The sequence below is a fragment of the Vibrio sp. 1F255 genome, assembly GCF_041439145.1.
Classification (GTDB): domain Bacteria; phylum Pseudomonadota; class Gammaproteobacteria; order Enterobacterales; family Vibrionaceae; genus Vibrio; species Vibrio crassostreae_C.
Map to the genome: position 1 here is coordinate 54,907 of NZ_JBGONQ010000026.1, position 13,922 is coordinate 68,828.

The 13,922-nt window shown below is 43.4% G+C and carries 11 protein-coding genes and 2 pseudogenes; 5 read left to right on the forward strand and 8 right to left on the reverse strand.

Going from position 1 to position 13,922, the window contains the following annotated elements:
• Positions 1-16: 16 nt before the first annotated feature.
• Entirely contained in the window at positions 17-1,372 is a 1,356-nt protein-coding gene (locus tag ACED41_RS14845) for a diguanylate cyclase (RefSeq protein ID WP_371725202.1), read from the reverse strand.
• A gap of 283 nt (positions 1,373-1,655) precedes the next feature.
• Here ACED41_RS14845 and ACED41_RS14850 point away from each other — a divergent pair, with 283 nt between their 5' ends.
• Positions 1,656-2,798 (forward strand): DUF3541 domain-containing protein, encoded by a 1,143-nt coding sequence (locus ACED41_RS14850; RefSeq protein WP_017064867.1) that lies wholly within the window; start codon positions 1,656-1,658, stop codon positions 2,796-2,798.
• A gap of 159 nt (positions 2,799-2,957) precedes the next feature.
• Here ACED41_RS14850 and ACED41_RS14855 read toward each other — a convergent pair whose 3' ends face one another.
• From ACED41_RS14855 to ACED41_RS14870, 4 genes are all read right to left on the reverse strand, one after another.
• A complete protein-coding gene (locus tag ACED41_RS14855) occupies positions 2,958-3,575 on the reverse strand; it encodes a class I SAM-dependent methyltransferase (RefSeq protein WP_371725203.1) in 618 nt (205 codons plus the stop codon).
• Between the two features lie 45 nt (positions 3,576-3,620).
• On the reverse strand, positions 3,621-3,890 hold the full coding sequence (locus ACED41_RS14860; RefSeq protein ID WP_371725204.1) for a hypothetical protein: 270 nt from the start codon (positions 3,888-3,890) through the stop codon (positions 3,621-3,623).
• Positions 3,891-4,211: 321 nt separating this feature from the next.
• Complete coding sequence (locus tag ACED41_RS14865) at positions 4,212-5,420, reverse strand: NupC/NupG family nucleoside CNT transporter (protein WP_017060598.1); 1,209 nt, start codon at positions 5,418-5,420, stop codon at positions 4,212-4,214.
• 445 nt (positions 5,421-5,865) lie between these two features.
• Positions 5,866-6,486 carry a hypothetical protein gene (locus ACED41_RS14870; RefSeq protein ID WP_017060596.1) on the reverse strand — a complete coding sequence of 207 codons (621 nt, stop codon included), beginning with the start codon at positions 6,484-6,486 and terminating at the stop codon, positions 5,866-5,868.
• Between the two features lie 187 nt (positions 6,487-6,673).
• On the opposite strand from ACED41_RS14870, the pseudogene ACED41_RS14875 reads away from it, so the two are divergent.
• Positions 6,674-6,997, forward strand: a pseudogene (locus ACED41_RS14875) (PTS sugar transporter subunit IIA); the annotation flags it as partial.
• 134 nt (positions 6,998-7,131) lie between these two features.
• Here ACED41_RS14875 and ACED41_RS14880 read toward each other — a convergent pair.
• Positions 7,132-8,397, reverse strand: coding sequence for an HD-GYP domain-containing protein (locus ACED41_RS14880; RefSeq protein ID WP_029235617.1), 1,266 nt, complete (start codon positions 8,395-8,397; stop codon positions 7,132-7,134).
• Between the two features lie 226 nt (positions 8,398-8,623).
• Between ACED41_RS14880 and ACED41_RS14885 the strand changes: the two genes are divergently transcribed.
• Positions 8,624-9,160: a GNAT family N-acetyltransferase gene (locus ACED41_RS14885; RefSeq protein WP_017064876.1), complete on the forward strand. Its 537-nt coding sequence runs from the start codon at positions 8,624-8,626 to the stop codon at positions 9,158-9,160.
• 137 nt (positions 9,161-9,297) lie between these two features.
• Here ACED41_RS14885 and ACED41_RS14890 read toward each other — a convergent pair whose 3' ends face one another.
• Positions 9,298-10,647, reverse strand: a complete 1,350-nt coding sequence (locus ACED41_RS14890) for a sensor histidine kinase (RefSeq protein WP_371725205.1) — start codon at positions 10,645-10,647, stop codon at positions 9,298-9,300.
• Positions 10,640-11,329, reverse strand: a complete 690-nt coding sequence (locus ACED41_RS14895) for a response regulator transcription factor (protein ID WP_371725206.1) — start codon at positions 11,327-11,329, stop codon at positions 10,640-10,642. The genes ACED41_RS14890 and ACED41_RS14895 overlap by 8 nt, the downstream gene beginning before the upstream one ends.
• 182 nt (positions 11,330-11,511) lie before the next feature.
• Between ACED41_RS14895 and ACED41_RS14900 the strand changes: the two are divergent.
• Positions 11,512-12,900, forward strand: a pseudogene (locus ACED41_RS14900) (putative bifunctional diguanylate cyclase/phosphodiesterase); the annotation flags it as partial.
• Between the two features lie 250 nt (positions 12,901-13,150).
• Positions 13,151-13,630, forward strand: coding sequence for a type II secretion system protein (locus ACED41_RS14905; RefSeq protein ID WP_017060589.1), 480 nt, complete (start codon positions 13,151-13,153; stop codon positions 13,628-13,630).
• Positions 13,631-13,922 lie beyond the last annotated feature (292 nt).

The window sequence follows — 13,922 nt, forward strand, 5'->3', positions numbered from 1 at the left end:
GCAGCTAAAATTCAACCTAGATAACTTGTCGCTTCTGTTCGTACATTTTTTCATCAGCGGCTTTCAAGAGCGCATCGACATCATTGTAGTTACTATTGTGAATAACCCAACCCACACTGATTCTGAGATAAATAGAGTGCGCTTCGTACACAACTGGCGCCGAGCATATCGCCTTTCGTAGTTTAGTCACGATTGAAGATACGTGTTGATCATCGATGATGCGTGGCAACAAGACCAAGAACTCATCACCGCCTATCCTTGCAACGATATCTGAAACACGCAGCTCACTTCTTATGCGGTTAGCACACTCGATCAATACCTGATCGCCTGCCGCGTGACCATAAGTGTCGTTGATTGCTTTAAACCCATCGAGGTCGATATTTACAACAGCAAAGGTTCTCGCTCTCTGTTTTTGAGTGGTTTTGAAGGCCTGTTTGAGGCTGTACATGAAGTATCGACGATTCGGTAACATCGTTAGCTCATCATGCATAGAGCGGCTATCTGCAATCCGGTACAGACGATAAATAGTAAAGAAGGCAAACGCCAACACTAATATAATGGAGTAGCCTACCAGCCTTACCGCTTGGATTCGATACCAAGGCTCATCCATCAATACATGTTCGTTACCGGAGAGAGCAAGGTACCAACCCCCGTATGGGAAACTCACCTGTTCAGTGGCGAACGCATTATCGAACACATCCTGAGTGCCATAAAAGACAGCGCCATCTTTCCCTGAACTGTTTGCACCACGAATTGCTAATTCATACTTGTTCTCTATCTTGCCGATTCCAACATCTTCAAACAGCTCATCTAAACCGATAACAGCACTGGAGACACCCCAATAATCTTGATTAAAAGGCGGATCTCGGAAGATCGGAGTACGTGTAATGAGGGCTTGCCCACCTTGAAACAGCTCAAAAGGACCAGCAATAAAGGTGTTGCCAAGATTACGGGCTATCTCAACAGACTCCCATTGATTTGGGTGATCACGATAATTAATACCGAGAATCTGCTCATTACCTTCCATCGGGTAAACAAAATTTAGAATGTCGTCTTTGGCGAGTCCGATAAGTCGAATATGGAAGCCATCTTGAATGATATTCTCTGCAATCTTATCCCAATTTTTTACCTCTCCATCGGGGTTGATGGTCACTAAGGTCGAGAAATTATTGAGGATATACATATCTGACACGATCGCGGCTTCAATCCGAGAACGAATAATGGATAGTTGCTTTTTTGCCTCTGAATACGATTCGTTTTTAAGAAAAGTTAATTGCTTGGCATGAAAGAACTCAATTGCGCTTACTATCGCAAGAAAAAAAAGAAAAGCTACTACTCTGGCAGACCACTGCTTGCTAGAACCACTTGGCATTTACGAACCTCTAACACTATTGTTCTATATACTGCCTTATAACGGCTCATTTCTGGCTTATTGCTCCAGTATGCCGCTAAGTCATTAAAAATCCATACTAACGTCGACTATCTATCAAATATTGGGTGATCCATCACTTCAAACTTCTTTACTAAACGAATGGTTTAATCAAAAAGGGTTAGTGAACCTTATAAAGCTTACATTGTATTGACTCAACGCTTACATTAAAGGATTCATCAATGTTATTTTACATAGACTAATAATCAGCTTGGTACCTCACGACATGAAGTTAAAAACTATCACACTGTGTACATTGCTATCAGCCTCGGTTGCCGTTCACGCACAAGAAAACGTTCAAGCGCCAACCGCAGTGAACGTTCAATCCCAAGCAGATTCGCTCAATTCTCAAGAACAATCTTTCAAGCAATCTGCAGACCTAATTCGCACCACCTACGAAAGCCAGCTTTACACCCTGCCTGCATTCAAAGAAGGTCACTACGGGCTGCGCATGTATCGTCAAACATTAGACGATAAGTATTCAGCGGCGGTGTGGAGCGACATGGCTCGAGTGGCAAGCAAGCTCAGCACCCTGTCGAATGACGTTCAAACCATGGAACAAATCGTACTCTACTCAGAGAAGCGAGTTGCATCTTATATTGGTGATAACGATGAGCGCAGTATTCGACGCTACAACATCACCAAGCACATGCCTGAATACCTTTACCTTGGTGTTGACCTTCTAGGCTCTATGGCTCGTGCTAACGAATACGGTTTAGAACACAAGAACGATGCCAAGCTACGCGAAATCATTCGTCGCTATGACTTCTCACGATACGTGACCAATGAAGACATGGTGAAAGCGTGGGCGGCTCAACTCGCCAATCAAGTCTACTGGCTGCGCCAACTGGGTGAACAAGATGTCGTTGATGAGTTTGTCGAAACCTTCAAAAAAGCGTACCCAGACGATGAAGATAAGAAGCTTTCAAGTCAGCAATTTGGCAACAAACTCTACGGCATGACACACGTCATCTTCGGCGACTCAGAATATTACCAACATCAAGTAAGCGAACAAGACCATCAATGGATCTACGATTACTTTAGAGAAAACATCGATACGATTCTGCTGCGTGCGAAAGAAGATGTGATTGCTGAGGTTGGATTAACCTTCTTATTGGCAGGTTTAGAAGATGACCCAGTTCTAGAGAAAACTCGACTCGCGATTCAAGCTTCAATCGATGAGAAACAAGGCATGATCCCTTCAATTACTGGCGATTTTGACCTTGAGTACGGTGAACACCGCAACGTATTAGCAATCATGCTACTCGATTGGCAGCAAGTGAATGAAGCGCCGACTTATGAAGGCAACCCTAAGGTGTTTACTAACATCCCTTACGGACTCATTAAAAACCAACCACCGAAGAACTAGCAGCATACCTAGGCTGGTCTTAGATACTTAGGTTGGTCATAGAACCCAAAAAGCCGCATACCTTTCAAGGCCTGCGGCTTTTTACTGTTTGCTACGTCAGTACTCGTATTAAAAGTTGTTAATATCAAAACGTGCGTAAAGATAAAAACAAAGACGACATCAAGCCCCAGACACTGCTTTGTTCATCACTATCGTGAAATCCCCTTCTGCGTAGCCCTCTATTAAAGAGACATCATCACATAGGGTTTTACAGAAACGATAGACACCTTGAGGGTGATAACTCATCAAGGTATTACGTGAAGGATATTGGCTTGAATTGAGAAGATTAAAAATCACCGTCTGATTCGCCAATTCATACATACGAGTAATCATGTTTGTCAGATAGTCAGAATCACGAGAGATGTAGTTCAGTGAACCACTGGCGATAACAATGTCATGCGCCTCAAGGTTCATTTGGCTCATGTCTCCCGACAAAAACTGACAACGATCTTCTGTGTAATTCTGCTTAGCCTTTTTTAGAAAGCCTGCATGTTGGTCAACACCGGTGTAAGATTGAATTCGATAGATGCTGTCGAGCAGTTCAAACAACTCGCCATAGCCACAACCCAAATCTAAAACACGCTTCTTTTCGAAATCAGCCGAGCGAGCGATCACTTCAAAGCGACACAATTGACTCTCTTCGCTAGTCCAACCTAAAGCTTTAGCCTTGTCGCCATTCGAGCGGTTAGTTTGTTTCCGATGATAGCGATACACCTTCCAACGATCGAGCCAGTGCATTCAAATCAGCCCTACTTCAATGAACATCAGCACACCTTGATAAGATTAAGCTTTAGAACTTGAAGAAAAGAGCCCACCGATTTTATAACCGATCGCATAGCAAACCACGGCGACAGTAACAAACACCAATGCCGAGAAGAAATACGCTACAGACGCTGTGACACCAGCCCCCCACACCACGCTGAACACCAAACCGAGATAAGCCTCTTTTGGCCACTGGTAGATAGGAAACTGAGCGCCGCCAGCAATTAGGTAAACCATCGCAAACAAGCCAATGAAGGTAACAATAAGACCGATGAGAACGCGAATGTTCATGGAGAGACCCTTGATTAATTTAGCTTGGTTGCCATTGTTCCTAATCGAAAGCGGATATGCTTAGTCGGAACCGAATATTCTCAATCGAAATCGAATGTTCTTAATCGAAGCCGAATGTTATTAATCGCAACCTGATGATATTCAAGTATATCGGATAAAAGGAACTGGCTCTATTACTCTTCCGAGTGAGCTTTTACTCACGATAGACAAATCACAGTCGACGGCCAAAACCTGATTTCGCCTGATTAACAGGCACAAAAAAGCGGACACCCTCCTTACGTTAACTCCGTAAGTAAAGTGTCCGCTTTAACTGAATATAGCTTAAAGCAGGATGAAAATACCCGCTAAGCATGCACTCATTAGGTTTGCTAGCGTACCAGCAGCTACAGCTTTCAAACCTAAGTTTGCAACTTCAGCACGGCGCTCTGGTGCCATAACACCGATTGAACCTAACTGAATCGCGATAGAACCAATGTTAGCAAAGCCACATAGAGCAAAAGTCACGATCACTTGGCTGTGTTCAGATAACAGAGCTTTGTTCTCAACGAAGTCGATGAAAGCAACAAACTCGTTCATAACGATCTTCTGACCGATGTAAGAACCCGCCATCAATACTTCGTCACTTGGGATACCGATCAGCCATGCAAGAGGCGAGAACAGGTAACCAAAGATAGCTTGTAGCGTAATACCCGCAAAACCGAACGTTTCACCTAGGCTTTCTAGGCCAGTGTTGACCATCGCAATCACACTCACGAATGCAACCAACATAGTACCAACCGCTACCGCAACCTTCATACCGTTCATCGCGCCGCTTGCCAATGCATCAATCACGTTGCTTTGGTCAGCTTTATCTAGTTCGATATGGTCGTAATCACTTGGTGTGCTGCGCTCAGGAACAATGATCTTCGCCATTAACAGACTGCCCGGAGCCGCCATAAAGCTTGCAGCGATAAGGTATTTAAGCTCAACACCAAGGCCAGCATAACCACCAAGTACACTACCCGCTACCGACGCCATACCACCTGCCATTACAGCAAACAGTTCCGAACGAGTCATAGACTTTAAAAAGGGACGAATAAGAAGAGGAGACTCACCCTGAGAAAGGAAGATATTACCTGTAGCAACCAGAGATTCAGCTTTACTTGTACCCAGCAGTTTTTGCACCGCTCCGCCCAAGATTTGAATCACTTTTTGCATAACGCCTAAGTAATAAAGCGCAGAAATCAAAGCACTGAAGAAGATAATGATTGGAAGCACGCGAACCGCGAAAATGAAGCCTTCAGTAGCAAGGTCACCGAAAAGGAATGCGATACCAACGTCTGCAAAACCAAGCAGGCTAGAAACACCATTACTTAGGCTTGTTAGCGCCAATTGTCCCCATGGGAAATACAAGACTAAGGCTGCAAAACCGATTTGAAGTAATAGTGCACGAGAGACCGTTTTCCAGTTAATTGAAGAACGACTTTCAGATAACAGGTACGCGCAAGCAATCAGTGCAAGAACACCGACAAAACCAAATAGAATATTCATAATGTGTCCTAGTAATCCTTAAAGAGTGAACATGAGCCAAGCAAATGACATCAAAGGAACAGGACAAAGAACCGCAAGCAAAACGCTACGCGATGAAGGAGCTAACAGGGTTAGCGAATGTAACAACGAGTTGTTCATGTAAAAAATCACCTTATACAAGCAGTGGAACGTAGCTGGTCCGGTCCGTGGGGTCATTCACATATCCATGTGACGGCTTGTATTGGCTAAGCACCGGCTTAAAACCGGAAAAGAAGTATAAACAGTTAAGTGAGACTTTCATCACATTTTTTGACGCAAACGATCGCGCGGTCATAAAGCGTACAAATCGAACTACTTCTCGCAATAATTCATTTTCCCAGCAAGAAATAATGCAAAAAAAACCATCATTAAAACAAAAAGCCACAGAGTGTGGCTTTTTAAAAATATGAGATCAAAGTGGGAATAACTAGTTTAGCAGGGCACTTTTCACTTCAGCATCTCGGAATATCTCTTCAAAACGCTGTTTGTAGATCAGTTGCATCTCATTGATGATTGCACCACCATCAGGTACATCATTCTCGCCTTGGAAATTTTTGCTGAGTAGCTTATTACCAGCTTCATCATAGATAATCACATTAACGTTGTACCAAGAGTTATCCGTAAATGCGTGGAAGTCATACTTCCACTCATTCAAGACAAACATCATCGATTTGTTGTCGAATGCTTTCATCTGCTCAGCAACCTTGGTGATATCCTCTTCAGGCGTCGTCTCAACCGACTCAACAGCTACTTGCTGTTTTTTCAAGCCTGCGACCAATCTGTCAGTCAAAAATTGAGACATTGGCTGCTGTGTCGCCGTGTTGTAGGTATAAGGAATACCTAACGAACTGCGAATAATTCCCTCAAATTTTGGCTCTTTATCATGATCGAGAACGTATGGTCTCTTATCGATTACAGCGACGGTCAACGCTTTTTCCTGTGGAACTTCATTGAGTTGAGGCGCACTTTGTTCTGCTGTTAATACCGTTGCACAACCAGAAAGCCCTAACGATACTGCAGCGAGCAGTAAACTGACGAGTTTTTTCATAGATTTACCTATCTTATTGTTTTGAATAGGCTGTTCTAACAAAAATCGACTTAATGAGTAAACATTCATAAAATCAATATTTTACATAATTGTTATTTATATAAATTCGCTCACACATCGGGTTAAATTTATTGAGTCATCAGTCAATAACAAGGGTTTGTAACGGAACGTTATGAAATGAACAGATTATGTTCAAGCTATCAAGCAAAAGCACAAGGACATCGGCGCGTACTATGTTCTAGCACCAAAAATTGCGATGCCTCATGCTCGTCCTGAGGATGGTGTGAACGAAGCATCACTGCAAGTGACAGTATTCAAGAAGGGTGTTGATTTAGAGTCGGAAGACAACGGTGACGTTTATCTTTCAATTACTCTGGCGGCAATGGACTCAGACAGCCACATCCACACGATTATGGCGCTATCAGAGTTGTTCCAAAATGATAATGACATTGATGCCATCATCGCAGCGGAAACTGAGCAAGCGATCATCGAGATCTTAAAGCGATACTAATCTCGATCTAAAAATCCTGATAAGCCCCCATTAAAAAAAGCGATAGCCTCGGCTATCGCTTTTCTGTTTCTGGTGTTTAGTCATTTCGACCGAGTATGAGTTTAGGCGTCACACCTCGAAAGCATTCAGTGGCGTTAAAACGCGTACATTCGTTTGTCTGTCGATAATTCAAAGCAATATTGCGCGTGTTTATTAAGGCACTCAAACACTTCTCGATCCAACTTAAAGTTATCAACGTGGTCCCTCAAAATAGCGAGAGTCTCTTCTAACGTCATGCCTCCACGATAAGGTCGAGACTGAGTTAGCGCTTGAAACACATCCACCACAGCAACAATTCGACTGGGTTGATCCAACTCTTCCGCCGTTTTTCCCATTGGGTAACCCGAACCATCTAACCTTTCATGGTGATTAGATGCCCACTGACAAACCTGAGGTGAACTGAACAACTCCTGCAATGCGAATCGAGTGTCCGTTGCATGGCGTTTAATACAGCAATACTCTTCTTCAGTGAGTAAATCCGGCTTATGCAGAATGTCATTAGGGGTTTGCAGTTTACCGATATCATGGACTAACCCAGCCAGATAGAGTTTGCGCTGAGTGGTGTAGGAATAACCCAGCTGTTTGGCGAGGTATTCTGAAAGCTGCCCAACCTTTAAAGAGTGCTTAAAGGTAAACGAACTTTTGGTATCAACAACATTGGCGATAAACTCGGCAAAGGCCACCGTCTCATCCAGCGACATTTGCTGGGAGAAAAATGGCACAGGTTCAAAGTTATCCCTCATGTTCTCGATGTATGGAATCTCCATAGAAAACCAGAAGTCATCCAAATCAACCAACTCGCACATGTGTTGCACAAGGTTGGTTTCGAACATCTCATCCGCTTGTTCAGTCAAACGTTCAATGATGCTCGCTTTGCCATCTGGTGTTAGGTTTCCATAACGATCAGAAGAGGTTATGCCGTATAGATAATCGACTCTATCGGCAAGCATCACGATGGCAGCTAGTTCTCTTTCTAACTCGCTGATATGAATAGCCCTTAGCTCAGACCACGGAGTATGGTGATAAAGAACCGGCTTAGCAAATATAGAAAGAACTGGGCACTCTTTTAAGATTTGGTAGCCCTTTTGACAATGGTGATAGCTTGAGTCAGGTACAAACCCAGACGTTAAACTGAGCTGTTCATCAATTTGCGAGACACCACAGTCGTGAATCAAGCCTAACGAAAACGCGAGCTGCGCTTGCTCTTCTTCCCACCCCACACTCAGAGCACATCGATACGCGATATAGCCCACTCTCTGTCCATGATTTTTACTTTCGAAACCGACGTTATCAAGCGCCTTAGCAATACCGAATAGAGCCTTCCTTAAGTCCACGGTCACGTCCTGGCAATGTTGATTCATTATTTAAGCCTAGCATTTTTATATTTTTTATATATTTAGGCCGCTAATACTAATGCATAGCTAATGATTATATACACAACTATTGTAAGGTTTAATGAGTTTCGTGATAGAACCAACGTATCACGAAAAATCCGTGCTACAAATGGTTGCATATTAAAAATCATGCGACATTATAGCCTGCCGACTAAGATTCGCTTAAATAAGCAGCCATAAGAAAAGGAAAGACATGTTTAAAACGGTTATCGACAACGAACTCTCCATCGCATTGGTTGAAGAGAGCTTCGCTTCTCACTACGCGGAAATCTCACAAAGCCAGAATGAGTACCTAAGTCAATGGCTCGTGTGGCCGCCACATTGTAAAACCGAGCAAGACTTTAGGATCTTCATCCAACGCTCGCTACACGATTATGCGGAAGGGAAAAGCATGACCTGTGCGATCGTGTATCAAGACAAGGTCGTCGGTAACTGCAGTTTCAATACTATTGATCATGATAAGCAAAAGGTGACGATAGGTTATTGGTTATCTGAGACATACCAAGGAAAGGGGATTGTGACGCGCGTTGTCCAGAAGCTGATTGATATTGCTTTCAATGAGTTAGATATGGAAAAGGTAGAGATATCAGCCGCAACCGGTAACCAAAGCAGCCGTAAGGTTTGTGAGCGCTTACATTTCACGTTAGAAGGTATCATCACGCGTAACGAAAACTTGAATGGTCGCATCATTGACCACGCTATTTATGGCCTTCATCGCTCTAAGCTCTAAGCTCTAAGCTCTAAGCTCTAAGCTCTAAGCAGTAGTACTAAGAAGTCACTCGCTTGTAAATCGGAATATAACAAAGCCACGGTATTAGTCGGTGGCTTTGTTATTTGACGAGCCTGAAGAGCTCTTGAAGCTGCAGCTTATGCGATCTTAGGAATCACGATACTGAACTTGGCGCCACCATAGTTGCTGTCGTCGATTTTGATATCCCAAGAAAGTTTTTTAGCCGCCGATAGAGCAATCGCGAGGCCCAACCCCAATCCACCGTTGGTCGACGTTCTGCTTGAGTCTAGTCGAGAGAACGGAAGGAATACCTCATCACGCCTATTCTCTGGTATTCCAGAACCATTGTCTTCAATCACCACCAGCCAGTTTTCTGAGTTCTCATCCAGCGTCATCCACACTTTGTCTTGTGTGTAATTACCCGCATTCTTGAGAACGTTATCGAACACCAAGCGTGCCATTGAGCAATCACACTTAATCTTGCACTCTAGCTGTACCTTAGATTCAAAGGTGGCATTGTCTAGTTTCGAGTAACGAATTCGGTCTAGGCAATACTCACGAAGATCGGAGGTCACTTTAACGAGCTCAAAGAAAGAGTTATCCATGACATTCAACTTCGACAGCATGATGATTTCTGACGTGAGCTCGTTGATATCCTCAATGTAGGTATCAATGTCATCGAAAAGAACCTGATGATTATCGGGGGCTCCCCTTCTTAGGATATCGGTCGCCAGTTGAATACGACTTAGCGGAGTTCGTACTTCGTGTGGGATAGCTTGAGCGAAAATATGACTTTGTTTTACTTTGCTTTCGATCTCTTCAGCCATGAAGTTAAAACTGCTGGCCAAATCAGAAACAGGATGGATGTCGTCCATGTCAGATCGAGTACTAAGCTTGCCCTTACCAAACTGTTTCTGCTTCTCGACGAGCAACTCTATTCTTTCTTGAAAACGCCTCACAGGTAAGTAAACACTTGCTCCAATCGCCACAATCACAGCCAACAACAGCCCTAACAAAAAGTGTCGTTCTGAGTCTTCGTACCATTCAATGTCAGGAGAGAAAAAGTCCCCTACCTCACTGAACCCAAAACTGAATTTAGAGTTTGGTAGCTGAAACACGGTCGAATAGAAGTTGTCATCACTTAGATATATCGGCACACCGTTTAAGGTTGTGTATAACTCACATTGTTGGCAAGGCGCCTCGCCCGACCAATTCTCCAACAGGCGTAAATTGAAGATATAAAATTGTTGGTAGCCTGTTCTATCGAGCTCTTTATAGAGTGAGTTTTCTTGATTGTGTTGACGAACATACTGCTCCGCAAAGTAGATGCCATCATTGAGGAAGGTTTCGATCTCGGTGCGTCGCATGTACCCCTCACCAAGGTTCAAGAACAAAAATATCGTTGCCGACATCCCAGTCACAATCCCAAGGTATAAGCGAGCAAACATCGAAACCGAGCGAAGCTTCGTAGCAATGAACTTACGCAACCAGCATGTACCCCTTGTTGCGAACCGTACGAATCAACTGTTTGTCTTTTGCGTGAATGCGCAGCTTTCGGCGTAACCCAGACACGCGCATATCAATCGAGCGGTCGTTGAACGCGTAATCTATCCCTCTAAATAACTGACAGCACTGGTCTCGAGTCACGACCTGACAGATGTTATTAACGAGAAGGTTTAAGATTTCAAATTCAGCAGAAGTAAGCTTGAGGTGTTGGCCGTAGAGCGTGGCACTTTGAGCAGAGCTGTTGATTACAATATCGCACTGTTTTTCAGCCGTAGTTTCTTGCGCAGTTTTTACGGGAGTCGCTCGACGCAATAACGCTTCAATTCGCGCTAACAAGGCACGGCCACGAATCGGTTTGGCAACGTAATCGTCCGCACCAAATTTAAACAAGCTGACCTCGCTCATTTCATCGGCGGAAGCCGTTAGCACTAAAATCATTCCATTGTAAAACTCACGGGCTTGACGGCAAATTTGCGCGCCGCTCATCCCTGGAAGCATCAAGTCCAACAGCACTAAATCAGGTTCAATACTACGGATCGCTTCAAGTGCCAAGTTCCCTTCATGAACAACGCTAACATTGTAACCTTCAGCTTCGAGGTAAAGCGTCGTTAGACGAGCTATCTCTTGGTCATCTTCAACAATGAGCACTTTGGTTTTCGACATTCCTATCACCAGTATTTATTAAAAGCGAAGGCAGTATATATACTGGTCATAGATCATCAATATTGGAATCAGAGCCCTACATTTACCGTACGCAAAACATAGTAATCACTTTTGTACATACACGTTTACAGAATAGAGAACCAACAACCGGTGCGCCTTGGTTTATCAAGGTTTCCTCCTTCAGAGCACACCATTTTGATGTGCAAGGAAAGTGGCTCTTTGATAAAAGCGAACTGCTGCTAAACCTAACCTGTACAACAAAGCAAAAAGAGAAGCTGATAAAAGCCAGATACAACGCAGAACACGACTGTTTAACGGAGCTTTATAATCGCCGTGGGATCAGCAACCTTCTAGAAACCAGCATTGCCTATCGCTCACCGTTTGAATTGATGTTTGTCGACCTTGATGGCTTCAAATTAGTTAATGACACTTATGGGCACACTGTCGGAGACCAACGACTCAAACAGGTTGGTGAACGCCTTAAACAGTTGGTTGATGAGAAATGCATGATAGGGCGATTTGGTGGCGACGAATTCATTGTGATTGCCCACACCTGCCGAAATCAAAATATCCCACTACTTTGCTCTCGCATCATTGATGCCTTAAACCGAAGTTTCCATATCAGAGGCATCGGCAGTTTATCTGTCGGTTGCAGCATAGGTACCGCGCATTTCCCTGATAATGCCGTCGATCAAGAGTCACTGCTCAAGCAAGCGGGTATGGCGATGCATATGGCCAAAGCAAATGGACGAAATCGATTTCAAACTTTTACACCTTGCTTAGCACAAACCCTTCACCGCAAGGTAGAGATCCGTCATCGACTCACGCATGCCTTAGAGAACGACGACCTCAATCTTCATTACCAACCGATAATGAACACTAACAGCGACAAGGTGAAAGGGTTTGAAGCCTTGCTTCGATGGTCAGACAAAGAGCTAGGTAACATAGGCCCTGATGAGTTTATTAGCTTAGCGGAGGAGACGGGGCAGATTGTACCGCTCGGGAAATGGGTTCTGAACTCTGCACTCAAACAGCTATCGATATGGCAACGTGAGTTTGATAGTGAGTTGATGATGAGTATCAATATTTCGAGTATTCAGATGCACGCGACCTTTGCCGAGCAGCTATTAGCAATGTTGAACTTCTACAATATCCAACCTCAAAGCATCGCCCTTGAGATCACCGAATCTTCCATGATCTTCAAGCATGGTGAAGTCAGGCAAGCGTTAAGCGATATTTCTAAATTGGGCGTAGAGCTTCACCTTGATGACTTTGGCACAGGCTACTCGTCACTGTCGATGTTGCATGACTTACCGATTAGCACCGTGAAACTCGATAAAAGCTTCGTCCACGGTTCACACAAAGGGAGCAAAGCGATTGTCCAAGCCACCCATGCTATCTGTGAAAAATTGGGGCTAAAAGTGGTTGCTGAAGGTGTCGAAACCGAAACGCAAAAAGCGTTCTTAATCGATTGTGGATACCAGTATCTTCAGGGATTTTTATTTAGTAAACCAATTCCCTCAAATGAAGTCGAAAGTCAGTTTTTGAATGGTCGACAATCCTACAATTAAAGACTTATTTATCAATAAATTAAGTCGTTTGAATACTTCCTAAACAATCGGCTGCTGTGGGTGTGTACGCTTACGTATGCTTACATAGCGTTTAACAGTAAGAGGAAATAATTAAGCTATTGTTTATAAAGAAAATTACTTAGAAATTCACACAATAAAACACCAAACCATTATACCCACTAACTGTAATGACTTGGGTATTTAGATTACCCTCATTCCGTCCCTTTAGCAGAGCAAATAATCGGTAACCATGAACAGACAAAACGGCTTCACTCTTTTAGAACTCATCATCTCTGTATTAATTTTAGCGATCGTTTCGGCGACAGCTATGGTCAAGTTCTTAGACGTTCAAGGAAGTGCTCGGGCGAGTAAAATACATGATGTGGCTGGTAACCTTCGCACGGGTATCGATATGATCTACGCGAAGTCAGCGATTGCTGGCGTTGAGGATGAGTGCAACTATGTTGAAAAGACGGAGATTGAGACCTACTACGTTTGTCATGGTTACCCAATCGCCTATGTTGACTCACTAAGAAGACTGCTCAATATCGACGCAACAGAGCTTCATGTTATCAACAAAGAAGTAGACTCTGGCAGCAATGCAGAAAGAGTAGCCGCCATCTCTTTCGACACCGAAAACTACACCTATTCGCCAGAAGGAGACTTTTGTCAGGTGCTTTATCAGCCAGAAAAAGAACCACAGATCGTGGTGCTTGATGGTGCATGTTAAATACTCAACGATTGCACGCTTCCATAGTTAACACAAAGCCACCGCAACAGATCTTTGAATATCATGTGGTTACGCTAACATTTGCTCAAAAATAACACTAATTGATCTAACTTGTTGCTGCTTATACTTTTAGGCAGTGCTCATGGTATAGCACCAACCTCATTCATATCTTATTTTCATCACTAGCCGATTAATATTTACATAGACACATATTTGATACATATGTCAATAATAATTCCATTAAATTTCTTTAATCAACACATCATGATAAAAATCATCCTTTCCCTATTTT

Coding starts and splice junctions, on each gene's coding strand:
- ACED41_RS14845 (WP_371725202.1), bottom strand. CDS start 1,372: ATGCCAAGTGGTTCTAGCAAGCAGTGGTCTGCCAGAGTAGTAGCTTTT.
- ACED41_RS14850 (WP_017064867.1), top strand. CDS start 1,656: ATGAAGTTAAAAACTATCACACTGTGTACATTGCTATCAGCCTCGGTT.
- ACED41_RS14855 (WP_371725203.1), bottom strand. CDS start 3,575: ATGCACTGGCTCGATCGTTGGAAGGTGTATCGCTATCATCGGAAACAA.
- ACED41_RS14860 (WP_371725204.1), bottom strand. CDS start 3,890: ATGAACATTCGCGTTCTCATCGGTCTTATTGTTACCTTCATTGGCTTG.
- ACED41_RS14865 (WP_017060598.1), bottom strand. CDS start 5,420: ATGAATATTCTATTTGGTTTTGTCGGTGTTCTTGCACTGATTGCTTGC.
- ACED41_RS14870 (WP_017060596.1), bottom strand. CDS start 6,486: ATGAAAAAACTCGTCAGTTTACTGCTCGCTGCAGTATCGTTAGGGCTT.
- ACED41_RS14880 (WP_029235617.1), bottom strand. CDS start 8,397: ATGAATCAACATTGCCAGGACGTGACCGTGGACTTAAGGAAGGCTCTA.
- ACED41_RS14885 (WP_017064876.1), top strand. CDS start 8,624: ATGTTTAAAACGGTTATCGACAACGAACTCTCCATCGCATTGGTTGAA.
- ACED41_RS14895 (WP_371725206.1), bottom strand. CDS start 11,329: ATGTCGAAAACCAAAGTGCTCATTGTTGAAGATGACCAAGAGATAGCT.
- ACED41_RS14905 (WP_017060589.1), top strand. CDS start 13,151: ATGAACAGACAAAACGGCTTCACTCTTTTAGAACTCATCATCTCTGTA.